14 protein-coding genes are annotated in these 18,188 nt (G+C 72.0%); 13 read left to right on the top strand and 1 reads right to left on the bottom strand.

Features of this window, described 5'->3' with window-relative positions; genetic code table 11:
* Positions 1 to 10 precede the first annotated feature (10 nt).
* From C4U03_RS32725 to C4U03_RS32710, 4 genes are read left to right on the top strand one after another with little or no spacing between them, the layout of a single operon-like run.
* The gene (locus tag C4U03_RS32725) at positions 11 to 1,543 is read left to right on the top strand and encodes a class I adenylate-forming enzyme family protein (protein ID WP_200827637.1); all 1,533 of its coding nucleotides are present in this window, start codon (positions 11 to 13) and stop codon (positions 1,541 to 1,543) included.
* An 11-nt stretch (positions 1,544 to 1,554) separates the two neighbouring features.
* On the top strand, positions 1,555 to 2,697 hold the full coding sequence (locus C4U03_RS32720; RefSeq protein ID WP_103943514.1) for an acyl-CoA dehydrogenase family protein: 1,143 nt from the start codon (positions 1,555 to 1,557) through the stop codon (positions 2,695 to 2,697).
* Positions 2,698 to 2,734: 37 nt separating this feature from the next.
* Positions 2,735 to 3,925 (top strand): acyl-CoA dehydrogenase family protein, encoded by a 1,191-nt coding sequence (locus C4U03_RS32715; RefSeq protein WP_103943603.1) that lies wholly within the window; start codon positions 2,735 to 2,737, stop codon positions 3,923 to 3,925.
* Positions 3,926 to 3,954: 29 nt separating this feature from the next.
* A complete protein-coding gene (locus C4U03_RS32710) occupies positions 3,955 to 5,493 on the top strand; it encodes an AMP-binding protein (RefSeq protein WP_103943512.1) in 1,539 nt (512 codons plus the stop codon).
* Between the two features lie 62 nt (positions 5,494 to 5,555).
* Here C4U03_RS32710 and C4U03_RS32705 read toward each other — a convergent pair whose 3' ends face one another.
* Positions 5,556 to 7,013, bottom strand: coding sequence for a FadR/GntR family transcriptional regulator (locus C4U03_RS32705; protein WP_103943510.1), 1,458 nt, complete (start codon positions 7,011 to 7,013; stop codon positions 5,556 to 5,558).
* A gap of 228 nt (positions 7,014 to 7,241) precedes the next feature.
* Here C4U03_RS32705 and C4U03_RS32700 point away from each other — a divergent pair, with 228 nt between their 5' ends.
* Genes C4U03_RS32700 through C4U03_RS32660 form a run of 9 tightly spaced genes read left to right on the top strand, consistent with a single transcriptional unit; the run spans position 7,242 to position 18,174 of the window.
* Entirely contained in the window at positions 7,242 to 8,063 is an 822-nt protein-coding gene (locus tag C4U03_RS32700; RefSeq protein ID WP_103943508.1) for an enoyl-CoA hydratase-related protein, read from the top strand.
* Positions 8,064 to 8,077: 14 nt separating this feature from the next.
* Positions 8,078 to 10,195 carry an acetate--CoA ligase family protein gene (locus tag C4U03_RS32695; RefSeq protein ID WP_160147175.1) on the top strand — a complete coding sequence of 706 codons (2,118 nt, stop codon included), beginning with the start codon at positions 8,078 to 8,080 and terminating at the stop codon, positions 10,193 to 10,195.
* Positions 10,189 to 11,133: an ABC transporter permease gene (locus tag C4U03_RS32690; protein WP_103943505.1), complete on the top strand. Its 945-nt coding sequence runs from the start codon at positions 10,189 to 10,191 to the stop codon at positions 11,131 to 11,133. Before C4U03_RS32695 ends, C4U03_RS32690 begins: the two co-directional genes overlap by 7 nt.
* Entirely contained in the window at positions 11,130 to 13,163 is a 2,034-nt protein-coding gene (locus tag C4U03_RS32685; RefSeq protein WP_160147174.1) for a dipeptide/oligopeptide/nickel ABC transporter permease/ATP-binding protein, read from the top strand. The genes C4U03_RS32690 and C4U03_RS32685 overlap by 4 nt, the downstream gene beginning before the upstream one ends.
* A complete protein-coding gene (locus C4U03_RS32680; protein WP_103943502.1) occupies positions 13,160 to 14,212 on the top strand; it encodes an ABC transporter ATP-binding protein in 1,053 nt (350 codons plus the stop codon). Before C4U03_RS32685 ends, C4U03_RS32680 begins: the two co-directional genes overlap by 4 nt.
* Positions 14,209 to 15,801, top strand: coding sequence for an ABC transporter substrate-binding protein (locus C4U03_RS32675; RefSeq protein WP_103943499.1), 1,593 nt, complete (start codon positions 14,209 to 14,211; stop codon positions 15,799 to 15,801). Before C4U03_RS32680 ends, C4U03_RS32675 begins: the two co-directional genes overlap by 4 nt.
* Positions 15,798 to 16,205 carry an HAD family hydrolase gene (locus C4U03_RS32670; protein ID WP_103943496.1) on the top strand — a complete coding sequence of 136 codons (408 nt, stop codon included), beginning with the start codon at positions 15,798 to 15,800 and terminating at the stop codon, positions 16,203 to 16,205. The genes C4U03_RS32675 and C4U03_RS32670 overlap by 4 nt, the downstream gene beginning before the upstream one ends.
* Positions 16,202 to 17,710, top strand: coding sequence for a class I adenylate-forming enzyme family protein (locus tag C4U03_RS32665; RefSeq protein WP_103943494.1), 1,509 nt, complete (start codon positions 16,202 to 16,204; stop codon positions 17,708 to 17,710). Before C4U03_RS32670 ends, C4U03_RS32665 begins: the two co-directional genes overlap by 4 nt.
* Positions 17,707 to 18,174, top strand: a complete 468-nt coding sequence (locus tag C4U03_RS32660) for a pyridoxamine 5'-phosphate oxidase family protein (protein WP_103943492.1) — start codon at positions 17,707 to 17,709, stop codon at positions 18,172 to 18,174. The genes C4U03_RS32665 and C4U03_RS32660 overlap by 4 nt, the downstream gene beginning before the upstream one ends.
* Positions 18,175 to 18,188: the final 14 nt, after the last annotated feature.

Genomic DNA, 18,188 nt, shown 5'->3' with positions numbered 1-18,188 from the left:
GAGAACTCCTTTGAGCACCTCCACCACGGAGACAAGCACGACCGGCGAACCGGGCCCGTCCCTGCCCGAACTGCTGCTGCGGCTACACGACACCGGCGCCGACGTCCCGGCCGTCGACTATCAGGGCTCCGAGGTCACCTGGGGGGAACTGCGGGAGCTGGGCGAGGCGGCCGAGCGTGAGCTGGACGTGCTCGGCCTCGGCGAGGGCGCCCGCGTCGGGGTGGTCCTCGGCAACCGCCCCGAGTCCGTCGGGCTGGCCTACCTGACTCTGTCCACCGGGCGCTGCCTGACGGTGTTCAACCCCCTGCAGCCCGCCGAACGGCTGACCGCCGACGTGCTGCGCACCCGCCCGCCGGTCCTGTTCGCCCCCGCCGACCTGTGGGAGTTCGCGGGGTTCGCCGAGGCCGCCGCCCGCGCTGGACTCATCGGGTTCGCCGCCGAGGGGCGATCGGTGCGCCGCATCGACCTGCCGGCGGTGGACGGCGCGTCCTCCCCGGTCCGCGCCGCGCCGGGTGTGGCGGTCGAACTGAGCACCTCCGGCACGACCGGCCCGCCCAAGCGCATCCCGCTGGCCTACCGCCAGATCGAGGCCGCGCTGGGCTCGGTCGACGGCCACATGACCCCCGGTAAGCACGAACGGGCCCCGTTCACCGGCGGCGTCGTGCTGATCACCACTCCGATGGTGCACATCGGCGGTATGTGGGGAGTCATCCAGGCGCTGGTCGAGGCCCGCCGGATGGTGGTGCTGCCCCGATTCACCGTGGACGCCTGGCGCGAGGTCATCCGTGCCCACCGGCCGCGGCTCGCCGGGCTGCCGCCCGCGGCCATGCGCGGCGTGCTGAACGCCGACGTGCCCGCCGAGGACCTGGCGAGCCTGCGCGCGGTCATCGCGGGCACGGCGCCCACTCCGCCCGAGCTGATCGAGGAGTTCCAGCGGCGCTACGACGTGGCCGTCCTGGTCATGTACGGCGCCACTGAGTTCTCCGGTGCGGTCGCCGGCTGGTCGTTGCCGCTGCACCGGCAGTGGTGGGAACGCAAAAAGGGCAGCGTCGGGCGCCCGTTCCCGGGGGTCGGGCTGCGGATCACCGACGAGGACGGCAACGAGCTGCCGGTCGGTGACAGCGGCGTGCTGGAGATCCGCACCGCCCAGGCCGGCGACGGCACCTGGACCCGCACCAGCGACCTGGCCCACATCGACGCCGACGGCTTCCTGTGGATCGAGGGCCGCGCCGACGACGTGATCATCCGGGGCGGCTTCAAGGTGCACCCGCCGGTGGTGGCCGCCGCGCTGGAACGGCACCCGGCGGTGGCCGAGGCCGCGGTGGCCGCGCTGCCCGACGAGCGGCTCGGACAGGTGCCGGTGGCCGCCTTTGAGGTGCGTCCCGGCGCCGAGATCCCCGACGCCGGGGAGCTGCGCGCCTGGTGTCGCCGCGAGCTGCTGCCCTACGAGGTGCCGGTGCGCTTCCTGCACGTGACGGAACTGCCGCGCGGGGTGTCCCAGAAGGTCAGCCGCGTTGATCTGCTCGCCTTGTTCGGCCAGTGAAGGAGAACTCCATGGAACGTGAAGTCTTCGACGCCGACCACCGGCAGTTCCGCGAGGCGGTGCGCGAGTTCATCGCCCGTGAGATCACCCCGCACCACGAGCGGTGGGAGAAGGCGGGCATCTGCGACCGGTCGGTCTACACCGAGGCGGCCAAGCAAGGCGTGATCGGGTTCAACGTCCCCGAGGAGTTCGGCGGGGGCGGCGTGCACGACTTCCGGTTCAACGCCGTCGTCGCCGAGGAACTGGCCGCGGCACGCGCGCACGGCCCCGGTTTCAACCTGCACAACAACATCGTCGCTCCCTACCTGCTCAACCTGGCGAACGACGAGCAGAAAGCCCGTTGGCTGCCCGGGTTCGCGAGCGGGGAGGAGGTCTGGGCGATCGCCATGACCGAGCCAGGCACCGGCTCCGACCTGAAGGGCATCGCCACCACCGCCGTGCGCGACGGCGACGAGTGGGTGGTGAACGGGGCCAAGACGTTCATCTCCAACGGCATCCACTCCGACCGGGTCATCGTGGTCGCCAGGACCGACCCGGGCGGCGGTAGCAGGGCCTTCAGCCTGCTGGTGGTCGAGCGCGACATGCCGGGCTTCACCCGGGGCCGCAACCTCGACAAGCTGGGCCTGCACGCCCAGGACACCGCCGAGCTGTTCTTCGAGAACGTGCGCGTCCCGGTGGCCAACCTGCTGGGCAAGGAGGGGCACGGGTTCTACCACCTGATGGCCAACCTGCCCGAGGAGCGGATGTCGATCGCCGTGTCCGCGGTGGCCGCGTCCCGCTCGATCCTGGACGAGACCGTCGAGTACACCAAGACCCGCACCGCGTTCGGGCAGCCCATCGGCTCCTTCCAGAACAGCCGGTTCACCCTCGCCGAACTGGACACCGAGGTGGACATCGCCCAGGTGTACATCGACCGCTGCCTGGTTGCGCTGGTGGCCGGGAAGCTGAGCCACGTCGAGGCGGCCAAGGCCAAGTGGTGGACCACCGAGCTGCAGCAGAAGGTGGTCGACCGATGTCTGCAATTGCACGGCGGATATGGCTTCATGATGGAGTATCCGGTCGCCAAGGCCTATGCCGACGCGCGAATCCAGACCATCTTCGGCGGCACGACCGAGATCATGAAGGAGATCGTGGGCCGCGCCCTCGGTGTGTGACCTGCTCCCGCCCACCCCGTTCGAGAGGAGTGCCGCCGTGGAATTCGGTGCCGGAACGCCGCTGGAGGAGTTCCGCGGGCAGGTGCGCGCGTTCGTCGCCGCCCATGCCCCGGGATACAAGGTCAGGTCCGGGGTCCGCAGCCCCGAGAACGCCGCCGAGCTCAAGGAACTGCAGCGCTGGACGGCCGAACTGTACGAGGCCGGTTACCTTGGCGCCGACTGGCCGGCCGAGTACGGCGGCGCGCCCGATCACGACCCGCTGCGGGCCTTCGTGGTGGGCGAGGAGATCGCCCGTGCCCGTGCGCCGATGCCGGCCAGCGGCAGTTCCCTGGCCGCGCACGCGCTGATCAGGTTCGGCACCGAGGAGCAGAAGCGCCGGTACCTGCCCCGGATCCGCTCCGGTGAGGATCTGTGGTGCCAGCTGTTCAGCGAACCCGACGCCGGCAGCGACCTGGCCTCGCTGCGGACCGTCGCGGTGCGGGACGGCGACGAGTGGGTGGTCAGCGGGCAGAAGGTCTGGACGACCAACGGGCACTGGTCCGGTTATGGATACCTGCTGGCCCGCACCGACCCGCAGGCGCCCAAGCACAAGGGCATCAGCGCCTTCGTCCTGGACATGAAGGCTCCAGGCGTGCAGGTGCGGCCGCTGCGCGAGCTGACCGGCACCTCCGACTTCAACGAGGTCTTCTTCGACGAGGTCAGGCTGCCCGCCGACGCGATCATCGGCGCTCCGGGACAGGGCTGGCTCATCGCCAACGCCTCCCTGGCCGAGGAGCGCAACGGGGTGGGCGCCTCGGTCGTGCAGCTCCAGCTCGCCTGGAAGGACCTCGTCGAGGACGCCCGCGGGGTGACCGTGGACGGGCGGCCCGCGCTGGAGTGCGACGACGTCCGCCAGCGGCTGGCCGCCCTCCGCGCCGAGGTCGACGCCTGCGAGCTGCTCGCCCACACCTCGCTGGCCCGGTGGAACGCCGGCCGGGAGCGGGCGGCGGACGCCCCGATCACCAAGCTGTACTTCAGCGAGCTCAACCTGCGCATCGCCGAGTACGCGCTGTCGCTGCTGGGCGCGAGCGGAGTGCTCGCCGAGGGCGACCCGGACGCCGTCGCCGATGGTCGCTGGCAGGACGCCTACCTGTACGCCCGCGCCTACACCATCGCCGGCGGCAGCTCGGAGATCATGCGCAACATCATCGCCGAGCGAGGTCTGGGACTGCCCCGCGAACCCCGCTAGATCCCGCCCCGCCCCGTACGGAGGATGCCGTGCACCTGTCCAGGCTCGCCCAGGCCCATCCCGACAAGCCCGCCGTGGTCGTCGCGGCCACCGGAGAGTCCGTGACCTACCGCGAACTGGACGCGGCGTCCATCCGGCTGGCCCGGCTGCTGGCCGACCGGGGGCTGATGTTCGGCGACCACGTCGCCCTGCTGATCGACAACACCCCGGCCTACTTCGCCGCGGCCTGGGCCTGCCAGCGGTCGGGGCTGTACTGGACGCCGGTCAACCACCACCTGACCGTCGATGAGGCCGCCTACATCGTGCGCGACTGCGGGGCTCGCGCGCTGATCGCCGCAAGGACGCTGGACCGGCCGGCGTGGGAGATCGCCAACGCCGCTCCGGACGTGGAGGTGCGGCTGATCTGCGGGGGAGGGGAAACCCCGGACGGGTTCGAGGACCTGGACGAGGCGATCGCCGCCTACCCCGCCGAGGAACGGCAGGGGGAGCGTGAGGGCTACTACATGTTCTACTCGTCCGGCACCACCGGACGGCCCAAGGGCATCCTCCCCGCCCTGACCGGCGACCCGTTCGGCACCGGGCTGGCCATCGACCACACCCTCGGGGGGATGTTCGGGTTCGGCGACGACACCGTCTACCTGTGCCCGGCCCCGCTGTATCACGCCGCGCCCACCGGATGGACACTCGGCACGATGCGCAACGGCGGCACGGTCGTCCTGATGGACCGCTTCGACGCCGGGCAGGCGCTGGAGTACATCGAGCGCTACCGGGTGACGCACGTCCAGTTCGTGCCGACGATGCTCATCCGGATGCTCAAGCTGCCCGAGGACATCCGCACTCGCCATGACCTGTCCAGCCTGCGCACGGTGGTGCACGCCGCCGCGCCCTGTCCCGTGGAGGTCAAGCACCGGATCATCGAGTGGCTCGGGCCGATCGTGTGGGAGTACTACTCCGGCAGCGAGGGCAACTGCTTCTTCCTGATCGACTCCGCTGACTGGCTTGCTCACCCCGGCTCAGTCGGCCGCCCCGCCTTCGGCAAGGTCCACATCCTCGACGATGAGGGCCGTGAGCTGCCCGCCGGGGAGGTCGGTACCGTCTGGTTCGAGGAAACGCCGGACTTCAAGTACCACAACGACCCGGACAAGACCGCCGGAGCGCACAACGAGCGCGGCTGGAGCACCCTCGGCGACGTCGGCCGCCTCGACGCCGACGGCTACCTGTACCTGGTGGACCGGCGGACCGACCTCATCCTCAGCGGGGGCGTCAACATCTACCCGCAGGAGATCGAGAACGTCCTGGTCGTCCATCCCGCGGTCGCCGACGTCGCGGTGATCGGGATTCCGGACCCGGAGATGGGCCGCCGGGTCCACGCCGTCGTCCAGCCCGCCGACCCGTCCGTCGCCGGACCGGAACTGGCCGACGAACTCGTCGCCCACTGCCGCAGGAGCCTGGCCGGCTACAAGTGCCCCGGCACGATCGAGTTCGCCGGCGAACTGCCCCGCACCCCCACCGGCAAGCTGCTGCGCCGGTTGCTGACGGACCGGACCGTCGAGGAGACTGCCTCCTGATCTGTTTCCTCCGGGGCGACCCCTCCCGAAGTGCGGCCAGGCGGTCCTCGCCCGTGTGGCCCTTAGGGCTGCGAGTCGTCCAGCCATGGGGTGAGCGCCTCCAGATGGCGGCTCATCCGGTGGCGGGCCAGGCTGGCGTCCCCGGAGAGGACGGCCTCGGCGATCTTCTCGTGAGTCTGCAGGGAGCGCCGCTGGTGGACGTCGTCGCGGGGCAGCCGGAAGGGCGTCAACCGGGACAGCACGGCGGTGAACAGGGTCAGCAGTCGGTTGCCGCTCAGTTGGGCCAGCGCCACGTGCAGGTCGGCGTAGGCGGGTGGGGCGTCACTGTGCACGCGCTCGTGCTCCAGTGACTCCGCCAGCCGCTCGGCGCCGGCGGCGTCGCGGCCGTTCACGGCGGCGGCCAGCTCGACCGCCTTCAGTTCGACAGCCGTGCGCACCTCGAAAAGATCCGCCGCGCCGACCCGCAGATACCGCAGATAGAGCGCCAGCGCGTCGACGACCCGGGCGGGGTCGGGGGTCAGGACGACCAGCCCGCCGCCGGGCCCCTGCCGCATGCGCGCGACGCCGTTGTGCTCCAGGATGCGCACGGCCTCGCGGAAGACGGCCCTGCTGACGCCCAGTTCCTCGCACAACGCGGCCTCGCCGCCGATCACCTCCCCGGCGGGCCAGCCCCGCTGGTGGATCTCCTGGCGGATCAGCAGTGCGATCCGCTCGGGCAGCTTGCCGACCGGGCTGCGGGCGAGGCGCTCGGCCAGGGAGTCCGGCTGCTCGGCCACCGCCCGTGCCCGGGACTCGGCCTGGTCGGCCAGCACCCGTTCCAGCCAGGCGCGCTCACCCAGCAGATGGGTGCGGACCCGGCGTTCGGCGGTGGCCTCGTCACCGGAGATCACCGCCTCGGCGATGGCCGTCAGCGCCCGGTCCCGTTCGGCCTTGACGCCCTCGCCGAGCGCGAAGCCGTCCGTCCGTCCGGCCGGGCCCACGGCCAGCGCGCCGGTGACCCGGGTCAGGGTGGGAATGAAGATCGTCAGCACCGGGTTGCCGGCGACGCGGGCGATGGCGACGCTCAGCGGGCGCTCCGGGGTGTCGGTGGCGGTGACCTCGCGCAGCGCGGCGATGTCGCTCTCCTCGATCCGCCGGGCCGCCAACCGGGCGGCCAGCACCTCCAGGGTGATCCGGGCCTCGTAGAGTTCGTCGGCCGACACGTCGGCGAAGTGGAAGAACGCCGCCACCGCCTCGGCCACCACCGCCGCAGCCGGGGCCCGCACCACCAGACCCCCGCCTCGGCCCCGGCGCATGGCCGCGACCTGCTTGTACTCCAGGATGCTGATCGCCTCGCGCAGCGCGGCGCGGGAGACGCCGTAGCGGGCGGTCAGCTCGGCCTCCGAGCCCAGCACCTCGCCCACGGGCCAGCCGCGCGCCACGATGTCGTCCTCGATGCGCCGGGCCACCTGCTCGCCCAGCTTCTCCTTGCGCCCGTCCCCGGAAACGGCGGCCGAGGCATGACCTCCCAGCAGCGTCACTGCGTCCCCTCGACTCCGCGGTCTGCGGTTGCCCGAAATCGTAGCCGCACTCTTGGCATCACACCCTAAACATGCTACTAATTTAGCGAAGGATAACCTAGGTAACTAGGTTCATCCACAGTTGGTACGGCTGTAGACCGCTTACCCGCCCTCTGCCAGATGGTCGGTTTGATTACTTGAACATGCGGTTACCCAGGAGATCTCGGAGCCGGGCAAGGAGGTTGCCGGATGGGCACAGCGCTGGAGGGTGCGCCCGAGGAGCGCGATGAGAACCCGATCCTCTATAAAACAGTCGACGGAATAGCGACGATCACGCTCAACCGACCCGACCGGCTCAACGCGTTCACCCGGCGGATGCGCGAGCTGTACCTGCGGTGCCTGGCCCGTGCCGACCGTGACGAGGAGGTCCGGGCGATCGTGGTCACCGGCGCCGGGCGGGCGTTCTGCGCCGGAGCGGACTTCAAGGAGCTCGACGGCCTGGACGCGGCCACGTTGCGGGCGCGCAACGCCGCCCAGGAGATCCCGTTCGACACGGCGGTGCGCCTGACCAAGCCGCTGATCGCCGCCGTCAACGGCCCGGTGGCCGGGATCGGCATGGCCCACGCGCTGATGGCCGACCTGCGCTTCGCAGGCGCCTCCGCCAGGTTCACCACCTCCTTTGCCCGGCTGGGCCTGACCGCCGAAGGGGGCGTGGCCTGGCTGCTGGCGCGGCTCGTCGGCACGGCCCGGGCTCTGGACCTGCTGTACTCCGCCCGCCTGATCGACAGCGCGGAGGCGCTGCGCATCGGGCTCGTCCAGTGGGTCGTACCCGACGGTGAGCTGCTGGCGCGCGCCCGCGCCTATGCGGCCGACTTGGCCGCCACCAGCTCCCCGTACTCGCTGGCCCGGATGCGCGAGCAGGTCTACGGGGCCTGGGAGCAGGACTGGCCGAGCGCCTACGCCCGAGCCGAAGAACTGGTCTACGAGAGCCTCGACCGTCCCGAGTTCGCCGAGCTGGCCGTTCGCCGCCCCGTCGCCTCCCAGAACGCGCATCCCCGCACCCGGTCATGAAGGAGTTCCCCACGGTGTCCCAGACGACGAACGTGCCGGTACCGTCCCCGGCCACGCTCGCACCCCTCGTCTCGCCCCGGTCCATCGCGGTGATCGGAGCCTCCGACCGGCCCGCCCGCATCGGCGGGCGCATCCTGGCCCGACTCAAGGAGACCTACCAGGGCACGGTGTTCCCGGTGAACGCCACACGCCCGACCGTCCAGGACCTGACCGCCTACCCCGACATCACGGCCGTTCCCGAGCCGGTCGACCTGGCGATCGTGGCCGCGCCCGCCGCGCAGGTGCCGCAGATCGCCCGCGACTGCGCCGACCGGGGGACGGGCGCGATGCTGGTGCTGTCGGCCGGCTTCGGCGAGATCGGCGGAGAGGGCCTGCGCGCCCAGCAGGAGCTGGCCGCCATCGGCGCCGCCTCCGGGATGCGCGTCGCCGGCCCCAACTGCATCGGGATCGTCAACCTCACCATCGGCCTACGCGCGGTGTTCTCCACCCTCGACGGGGTGCCGCAGGAAACCGGCAACGTCGCCATCGTCAGCCAGAGCGGCGGCTTCGGCATGGGCATGTTCGAGACCGCGCAGGCGTCCGGCCTGGGCGTCTCCTACGTCTGCGCCACCGGCAACGAGGCCGACGTGAGCTGCGGTGAGCTGGTCGGATACCTGGCCGAGCAGCCGGACGTCGAGGTCATCGCGCTGTTCATGGAGGGCGTCCGCAAGCCCCGGTCGCTGCTGGCCGCCGCCCGGCGTGCGTTGGAGCTCGGCAAGCCCGTCATCGCCCTGCGCACCGGGCGCTCGCAGGTGGGCGCCCGTGCCGCCGCCAGCCACACCGGCGCGCTGTCGTCGGCCGACGACGTCGTGTCGGCCGCCTTCGAGGCCACCGGGGTCATCCGCGTCGACGGGCCGTCCGAGCTGGTGGAGTACGCCCGCGTGTTCTCCGCCGGGCGTCGTCCCCGTGGACGCCGGCTGGCGGTCGTCACCACCAGCGGTGGCGCGGGCGTGCTGATGGCCGACGTGGCCGAGGCGGCCGGGCTGGCGATGCCCGGCCCCGCCCCCGAACTGGAGACCGAGTTGGCCGGACTGGTGCCGAGCTTCGGGTCGATCGCCAACCCCATCGACCCCACCGCCCAGATCGTCAACGACCAGTCGATGCTGCGCGGTCTGTTCACCAAGGTGGCCGATGATCCCGGCTACGACATGGTGTGCGTGGCGGGCGCGCCGCGCGGCCTCGGGCCCGCCCTGCGGGAGACCATGCAGCAGGCGAGCCGGACGACGGACAAGCCGTTCGCCGTCTGGGCCGGCCAGCCCGACGTGGCCCTCGACCTGATGCGACGCGGCGTCACCGCCTGCACCGACCCCAACCTGCTCATCCGCGCGCTCGGTGAACTGGGCCGCTACACCGAGACCCGCGAACGGCTGCTGGAGACCCCGTTCCGGGCGGGCCGCGCGCCCCGGACAGGTGAGGACACGCGCACGCTCGCCGAGCACCTCTCCCGCAGGTTCCTCGTCGAGGCGGGGATCGCCGTACCGGACGAGGGCGTCGCCGGCGACGCCGATGAGGCGGTGGCCCTGGCCGCGAGGTTCGGCGGGCCGGTGGCCATGAAGCTCAGCGCCGACTGGCTCGCGCACAAGAGCGAGCACGGAGCGCTGCGGCTCGGCCTGTCCGATCCCGCCGACATCGAGGCCGCCCATCGGGACCTCGCCACGATCGGGGAGAAACTACGCCCCGTCGGTGCCGAGCCCGCCGTCGTGCTCGTCCAGCGGATGGCCCCCAAGGGGCTGGAACTGGTCTGCGGAGTCTTCACCGACCCCACCTTTGGACCGGTCCTCACCGTCGGGCTGGGCGGCACCCTGGTCGAGATCACCCGTGACCGGCGGCTGGCCCTGGTGCCGATCGGCCGCGGCGAGGCCGAGCGGCTCGTCGGCGAGCTGGCCGGCGGCCGGCTGGTCGGCCACGTCCGAGGGTTGACCGCGAAGCAGGCCGGTCAGGTGGCCGACGTGCTGGTGCGGCTCGGTGAACTGGCGCACGGCCGGCCCGAGTTGCGGGAGCTGGAGATCAACCCGCTCGTCGTCGGCCCGGACGGCGCGGTCGCCGTGGACGCTCTGGCGGTGCTGGGGCCGGACGGGGAACGGCCATGCTGAGAATGGTCGTCCTGCGGCTGCTGGCCATGATCCCGCTGGTGTTCCTGGTGGCCACCGGGGTGTTCTTCCTGGGCCAGCTGTCCGACGTCGATCCGGCCGAGAACATCGTCGGCCCGAACGCCACCGAGGAGCAGGTCGCCGCCGTCCGGGCGGAACTGGGCCTGGACCGCCCGGCACTGGAACAGTACGCCGACTGGCTGTCGGGCGCCGTGCGCGGCGACCTCGGTGAGTCGCTGTACACCAAGGCCGATGTGACCACCTCGTTGACGCAGGCGCTGCCGATCACGCTGTCGCTGACGTTCGGCGGCCTGCTGGTCGGCCTGGCGCTGGGCGTGCCGTCCGGCATCTGGAGTGCGCTGCGGGCGGGCAGGGCCGGGGACCGGGCGGTCAGCCTGCTGGCGACGGTGGGCCAGGCCGTGCCGGGCTTCTGGCTGGGCCTGCTGCTCATCATCGCCTTCGCGATCCGGCTGCCCTGGTTCCCGGCGGTCGGCTACGTCCCGCCGGGGGAGAGCCTCACCGGCTGGCTGCACTGCCTGGTGCTGCCCTCGGTCTCGCTCGGGCTCATCGCCGCCGCCGCCATCTCCCGGCAGACCCGCTCCAGCATGATCGGAGTCCTGCAGCAGGAGTACGTGCGCACCGCGCTCAGCAAGGGCCTGTCCAAGCGCCGGGTGGTGGTCAAGCACGCCCTCAAGAACGCCGCCGTGCCCGTGGTGACGGTGGTGTCCTTCCAGGTCACCACGCTGCTGGGCGGTTCCATCGTGATCGAGCGGCTGTTCGCCATGCCCGGTCTGGGGGCACTGGCGATCAACGCGGTGGTGCGCCGCGACCCCGATGTCATCCAGGGCATCGTCGTGCTGACCGTCATCGTCATCGTCCTGGTCAACGTGCTGCTGGACCTGTCGTACGCATGGCTCAACCCCAAGGTGCGGTCACTATGAGCGAAGTGAAGGTCCCTGCGGCCGCCGTCTCCGGGCGTTCCGGCTCCCGGCTGCTGTCGCGGCTGGTCCAGCAGCGCGCGACCCTGTTCTGGGCCGCCGTGGTGCTGCTGGTCGTGCTCGCCGCGCTGCTGTCGCCGCTGCTGTCCCCGCACGACCCGCTCAAGGGCAACATCCGCGAGGGCCTGCTGGGCCCGTCGGCCGACCACTGGCTGGGCACCGACAAGCTGGGCCGGGACGTGCTGTCGCGGCTGCTATACGGGGCGCGCGTCGCCCTGCTGGCCGGCCTGGAGGCGGTGGGCATCGCCGCGCTCATCGGCATCCCGCTCGGCCTGCTGGTCGGGTATCTGGGCGGCTGGCCCGACCGCATCGCCATGCGGATCGTCGAGGGCGTCATGTCGGTGCCGTTCCTGGTGCTGGCCATCGCGCTGATCTCCGTCCTGGGCCCCGGGCTGACCAAGTCGATGGCGGTCGTCGGCGTGGTGTACGCCATGACCCTGCTGCGGCTGACCCGGGGGCAGGCGCTGGCGGCCCGTGAGGAACTGTACGTCGACGGGGTCCGGGTGGCGGGTGCCGGTGATCGGCGCATCCTGTTCCGGCACATCCTGCCCAACATCACCCCGCCGCTGATCGTGCAGGTCACCCTGATGATCGCAGGCGCGATCATCGCCGAGGCCACCTTGTCGTTCCTCGGGCTCGGGGTACAGGCGGGACAGGCCAGCTGGGGCTCGATGCTGTCGGACGCCCAGGCGAGCATCCGCGAGAGCTTCTTTCTCGCGCTGCCGCCCGGACTGGCCATCCTCCTCACCGTCCTGGCGTTCAACCAGGTCGGCGACGGCCTGCGCGACCTGTTCGCCCGCGAGGCCAAGGGCGGGTCACTGGGTGTCAACCCGGTGCACCACGAGTCCGGCTCCGGGCAGCCGCCGCCCCCCGGCCTGGTCGCGGCCGACCCGCTGCTGCGCGTCCGTGACCTGACGGTGTCGTTCCCCCAACCGGGGGCGGGACGGGTGACCGTGGTGCAGGGCGTGTCCCTGGACGTGGCCAAGGGCGAGATCCTGGGCCTGGTCGGCGAGTCCGGCAGCGGCAAGAGCGTCACCGCCATGTCGCTGCTGGGCCTGGTGCCCGACCCGGGGCGGGTGGCCGCCTCGGCCGTCGAACTCGACGGCCGTGAGCTGACCGGGCTGTCGTTCGAGGAGCTGCGCAAGGTGCGCGGCGGTGCGATCGGCGTGGTGTTCCAGGAACCGATCGCCAGCCTCAACCCCGCCTACACGGTGGGCGACCAGGTCGCCGAGGTGCTGCGCGAGCACGAGGGGCTGAGCCGGGCGCAGGCCCGCGCCCGCGTGGTCGAGCTGTTCGAGCAGGTGCACATCCCCGAGCCGGACAAACGGATCCGGGACTATCCGCACCAGTTCTCCGGCGGCATGGCGCAGCGGGTCATGATCGCGATGGCGCTGGCCTGCCGGCCCCGGCTGCTGGTGGCCGACGAGCCCACCACCGCGCTGGACGTCACCGTTCAGGGCCAGGTGCTGGACCTGCTGCTGGAACTGCGCGCCGAGACCGGCATGTCGATCCTGCTGATCACCCATGACCTGGGCGTGGTCGCCGACGTGGCCGACCGGGTCGCGGTGATGTACGCCGGACAGATCGTGGAGGGCGGGCCCACCGAGGACGTCTTCCGCCGCCCCGCGCACCCCTACACCGAGGGCCTGCTCGCATCGCTGCCCCGTAACGTGCGGCGCGCTGGTCGGCTGCCCTCCATCCCCGGCGTCGTGCCGCCGCCGAGCGCCTGGCCGGTCGGCTGCCACTTCGCCGACCGCTGCCCGTACGCACGGCCGCAGTGCCTGGAGACCCCCGTCGAGCTGAGCGCCCGAGGGGATGACCGGGCCACCCGGTGCGTACGTGCGGGCGAGCTGACCCTCGCCGGGGTCGGGGACGTCCCGGCCGCAGGCGAGCCCCTCCCGCCCGCGGCGGGACGGCCCGTCGTCAAGGCGGATCCGCCTCTGATATCGACCCGGATCGAGAAGCGCCCATGAAGACGACCGACCCCGGCCCGCTGCTGCGGGTACGGAACCTGACCGTCACCTTCACCGAGCGCCGTTCCACCCCCTGGCGGCGGCCCGGTGCGGTCACCGCCGTGAACGACATCGACCTCGACATCGAGCCCGGCGGCACGCTGGGCCTGGTGGGGGAGTCCGGATCCGGCAAGTCCACCACCGCGCGGGCCGTGCTGCGGCTGGTGCGGCCCAGCGGTGGCAGTATCGAGGCGGCCGGCTTCGAGGTCGGCTCCTTCGGCCGCCGGGTCCCGATCGCCTACCGCCGCGCGGTGCAGGCCGTCTTCCAGGACCCCCTCGGCTCCCTGGACCCGACCAAGGTGATCGGGGACATCGTGGCCGAGCCGCTGGGCATCCACTTCGGCCTGCGCGGCCGTGAGCGCGACAAGCGGGTGGCCGAGCTGCTCGACCAGGTCGGCCTGGCCTCCCACCACGGCGGGCGCTACCCGTACGAGCTGTCGGGCGGCCAGCGCCAGCGGGTGAACATCGCCCGGGCGCTGGCGGTCGAGCCCAAGCTGATCATCCTGGACGAGCCGGTCAGCGCACTGGACGTGTCCGTGCAGAGCCAGGTGGTCAACCTGCTGGAGGACGTCCAGGAGCGCACCGGTGTGGCCTACCTGTTCGTCGCCCACGACCTGGCGGTCGTCCGGCACGCCAGCGACCGGATCGCGGTGATGTACCGCAGCCGGATCGTGGAGGAGGGCCCCGCCGACCGCATCTGCGAGCGGCCCGCCCATCCCTATACCGAGGCACTGCTGGCCGCCGTCCCCGACCCCGACCCCGCCCGGCAGCGGCTGCAACGCGAGCGCCGCCGCGAACTGCGGGCCGCGGCCCCGGCCGCCGGGCCGAGACCTGCGACGGGCTGCCCGTTCGCCGCCCGCTGCCCGCACCGGATGCCGGTGTGCGCCGAGACCTTTCCCGGCTGGACCCCGGTCCCGGACGGCGGACGGGTGGCCTGCCACCTGTTCGGCGGCGAGGGAACCGCCCGGCCCTCCGACACCCACCCCGACTACCAGGAGACCTCCCGATGAAAAGGACCGCGACCGTGCGACGCGCCCTCGTCGCCGCCGTGGCCACTGCGGCCACCCTCACGCTCGCCGCCTGCGGCGGAGGCGGCGGGGGCACAGGAGGACCCACCAGCCCCCTCATCGAGGCGCAGGGCGCCCCCACCACCCCGACCGGGACGCTGCGCTTCGCCGCCTGGCAGGAGACCCCGTCCCTCGACCCGGCGCGCACCACCGTCCAGAACGGGGCGCTGATCTTCCCCGAGTACGACACCCTCACCGTCGTCGACGACAAGTTCGAGCCCAAGCCGTGGCTGGCCACCTCCTGGAGCAGACCCGCCCCGAAGACCTGGCGCTTCAAGCTCCGCGACGACGTCACCTTCCACGACGGCTCCAAGTTCGACGCCGAGACCGTCAAGCTCAACCTGGAGCGCGGCAAGGGCGTCGAGGGCGGGCCGCACGCCAACATCTACGCCCCGATCTCCGAGGTGGAGGTCATCGACCCGACCACGGTCGACGTCCACTTCTCCACCGCGCAGCCGAACTTCCCCTACAGCATGTCGATGGTGCCGGGCGCGATGATCAGCCCCAAGGCCATCGAGGAGAAGGCCGACCTGACCCGCGCCCCGGCCGGCAGCGGCGGCTGGATCTGGCAGAAGGACGCCCACCGCGAGGGCGGTTCGCACACCTACAAGGCCAACCCCTCCTACTGGAACAAGGAGGCCGTCAGGGCCGAGACCGTCGAGGTCAAGATCATCGCCGAGGACAACGCCCGGCTCAACGCCGTGCAGAGCGGCCAGGTCGACGTGATGGGCACCGTCCAGCCCAACCAGATGGAGCCCGCGCGCAGCGCCGGGCTGCGGCTGCTGAGCGACTTCACCTTCACCGCCACTTTCATGATCATGGACCGCCGGGGCGAGAAGGTGCCGGCCTTCGGAAAACCGGAGGTCCGGCAGGCTATCGCGCATCTGCTCGACCGGGAGGCGTACAACAAGGCGCTGCTGTCCGGCAAGGGCGACCCGACCGGCGGCGGATTCGCCGCCTCGAACTCCAAGTGGTTCGACGCCTCGCTGAACGACCTGCGCAAGGCCGACGTGGCCGAGGCCAAGCGGCTGTTGACGGCGGCCGGGTACCCGGGCGGCTTCACCTTCGAGGTCGGCAACGCCCCGGTGATCCGGCAGCAGAACGAGACCACCGCCCAACTGCTGGCCGAGGGCGGCATCACGATGAAGATCGTGGACGTGGCCGACGGCCAGTACACCGCCGAGGTCCGCCGGGGCCGCTTCCCCGCCGGCTACTTCGTGCCGTCCTCGGTCGACATCTACCAGTGGTGGACCCGCACCATCTCGACCAAGGGCGTCTACAACCCGTTCAAGCTCGACGACCTCGACGACCTGGAGGCCACCTTCACCAAGGCCGCCGAGGCGTCCGACGACGCGACCCGCAAGCCGCTGATGACCGAACTGCAGAAGGCGACCGTCGAGCGCGGCGTCGCGTTCCCGCTGAGCCAGGTGCCCCGGGTCGCCGCGCTGACGGGCGACGTCCGCGCCACGCGGCAGCCGGTCTTCGCCCCCGAGGACATCGCTCCCCGTCCGTACTACCTGTGGCTGAAGTGACACCGAAAGCCTGGCTGTTCGACGTGGACGGCACCTTGCTGGACTCGGTGACCGGCACCTCGCTGCGCCCGCTGGCCCGTGAGCTGCTCGCGGGCCTGCGGGAGCGCGGGATCCCCGTGCTGCTGTGGAGCGCGGGCGGCGACGACTACGCCTGGCGGCGGGCCCGCCAGGCGGGCATCGCCGAGTTCGTCACCGCCGCCCACGTCAAGGCCGGCCGGGACGGGCGGGGCCACTGGGTCCTGCCCCACCTGCCCCCCGAGCACATCCCCGCGGTCCTCGTCGACGACCAGCCGCACGAGGTCCCGCCGGTGGGGGAGGTGATCGGCGTCCCGCCCTATGTCGGGCCCAATCCCCGGGACACCGCTCTGGCCGCCCTGCTCGACGAGCTGGAAAGGAACCGATGAAGACCGTGGACGCCGATCGCGACCGGCCGCTGTCGCGCAGGCTCCGTCAGATGCTGTCCCTCGATCCGGACGCCACCGCGCTGACGTTCGAGGACCGGACTTATCCGTACGCCTACCACCTGGAGGCGATCGAGGACCTGGACCACCTGCTCGGCGACGCGCGGATCCGGCGGGTCGGCATCGTGCTGCACAACCGGCCCGCCCTGGTGGCCGCGCTGATCGCCGCGCTGGCCACCGGCCGCGAGGTGGTGCCCCTCAGCCCCTTCCACGGTGACGTCGGGCTGGCCGAGGACATCGCCTCGCTCACCCCGCAGGCGGTGATCGCCGACCCCGAGGACTGGGCTCGGTCCGGAGTGACCGAGGCGGTGGCGGGCGTGCGGGCCGTGGCCGTTCGCACGGGCGAGGACCGAGCACTGCGCGCGCAGCCCGCGGACTGGACGGCCGATCCGAAGCCGGCCGGGCCGTCCGACGTGGCCGTTCTCATGCTCACCAGCGGCACGACCGGCAGGCCCAAACGAGTGGAGCTCACCTACTCCCGGCTCACCGCCGCCTTCACCGCGGGCGGACATGGCGAGGCCCTGACCGGGGAGCCCAGGCTGCGGCCGGGGACCTCGATCCTGTGGGGGTCCCTGGTCCACATCGGCGGCCTGTACTTCGCGGTCGGTGCCGTTCTGGAGGGCCGCGCCGTCGCGCTGATGGAGCGGTTCGACGTGGCGGAGTGGGCGGCGCTGGTGGCCGAGCACCGGCCCAGGATGGTCGGGCTGCCGCCGGCGGCGATGCGCATGGTGATGGACGCCGAGGTGCCCAGGGAGGTGTTCGACGGCGTCCGCGCCGTCCTGTCGGGCACCGCCCCGCTGGATCCGGACGACGCCGACCGGTTCGAGGCCCGCTACGGCGTGCCGGTGTTGACCAACTACGGCGCCACCGAGTTCGCCGGCGCCATTGCGGGCTGGGACCTGCGGCTGCGCCGGGAGTGGGGGACCGCCAAGCGCGGCAGCGTCGGCCGGGCCCACCCCGGCGTCGAACTGCGGGTGGTCGATCCCGAGACCACGGCCGTGCTGCCCTGCGGTGAGATCGGTGTGCTGGAGGCGAGGGGCGGGCAACTGCCCGGTGCCGAGGACGGGCGCTGGACCCGCACCACCGACCTGGCCTCGCTGGACGAGGACGGTTTCCTGTTCATCCACGGCAGGGTCGACGAGGCCATCAACCGGGGCGGCTTCAAGATCGTCCCCAGTGTCATCGAGGACGCGCTGCGCGGCCATCCGGCCGTCCGCGACGCCTCCGCCGTCGGCGTCCCCGACTCCCGGCTCGGTGAGGTCCCGGTGGCCGCGGTCACCCTGAAACGGCCCGCGGACCCCGGGACGCTGCGGGACTGGCTGGCCGACCGGCTGGCCCGCTACCACCTCCCGGCCGAGATCAAGATCGTGGACGAACTGCCCCGCACACCGTCCCTCAAGGTCAGCCGTCCCGCGGTGCGCGCCCTGTTCACCGAGGCGCGGCGATGAGCGTCCGGCTCACCGAAGGGGAGGCGTGGGAGCGGTTGGCCGCCGCGCACACCGGTGTCTTCACCACGCTGCGCCGGGACGGGCGCCCGGTGCCGCTGCCGGTGTGGTTCGTGGTCCTCGGCCGGCGCGCCTACCTTCGCACCCCGGCCGGGTCGGCGAAGGTCCGCAGGCTCCGTCACGACGACCGGGCGTCTCTGCTCGTGGAGTCCGGTATCCGCTGGACCGAACTGACGGCCGTGCTCGTACAGGGTCGGGCCTTCCCGGTGGAGGACGAGGGAGAGCAGGCCGTGGCGCAGGCCGCCCTCACGGACAAGTACGCGGGGTACGGGCCGCCGGTCGGGCGGCTGCCGGCCGCCACCCGAGAGCACTACGGCCAGGCCATGGCCGTCATCCGTTTCGAGCCGACCGAACCATGTGTCACCTGGGACAACTCGCGTCTGAACCTGTCCGGTGACCGTGACTGACCGCTATGGGAGAA

The sequence above is a fragment of the Thermomonospora echinospora genome (genome assembly GCF_900108175.1).
Lineage (GTDB): Bacteria > Actinomycetota > Actinomycetes > Streptosporangiales > Streptosporangiaceae > Thermomonospora > Thermomonospora echinospora.
Note: the sequence above shows the minus strand (reverse complement) of the source record. Positions and strands in the feature narration are given on the sequence as shown.

Bases quoted from the DNA above. Each gene is read 5' to 3' on its own strand.
- C4U03_RS32720 (WP_103943514.1), top strand. From the start codon at position 1,555: ATGGAACGTGAAGTCTTCGACGCCGACCACCGGCAGTTCCGCGAGGCG.
- C4U03_RS32700 (WP_103943508.1), top strand. From the start codon at position 7,242: ATGGGCACAGCGCTGGAGGGTGCGCCCGAGGAGCGCGATGAGAACCCG.
- C4U03_RS32690 (WP_103943505.1), top strand. From the start codon at position 10,189: ATGCTGAGAATGGTCGTCCTGCGGCTGCTGGCCATGATCCCGCTGGTG.
- C4U03_RS32685 (WP_160147174.1), top strand. From the start codon at position 11,130: ATGAGCGAAGTGAAGGTCCCTGCGGCCGCCGTCTCCGGGCGTTCCGGC.
- C4U03_RS32680 (WP_103943502.1), top strand. From the start codon at position 13,160: ATGAAGACGACCGACCCCGGCCCGCTGCTGCGGGTACGGAACCTGACC.
- C4U03_RS32675 (WP_103943499.1), top strand. From the start codon at position 14,209: ATGAAAAGGACCGCGACCGTGCGACGCGCCCTCGTCGCCGCCGTGGCC.
- C4U03_RS32665 (WP_103943494.1), top strand. From the start codon at position 16,202: ATGAAGACCGTGGACGCCGATCGCGACCGGCCGCTGTCGCGCAGGCTC.
- C4U03_RS32660 (WP_103943492.1), top strand. From the start codon at position 17,707: ATGAGCGTCCGGCTCACCGAAGGGGAGGCGTGGGAGCGGTTGGCCGCC.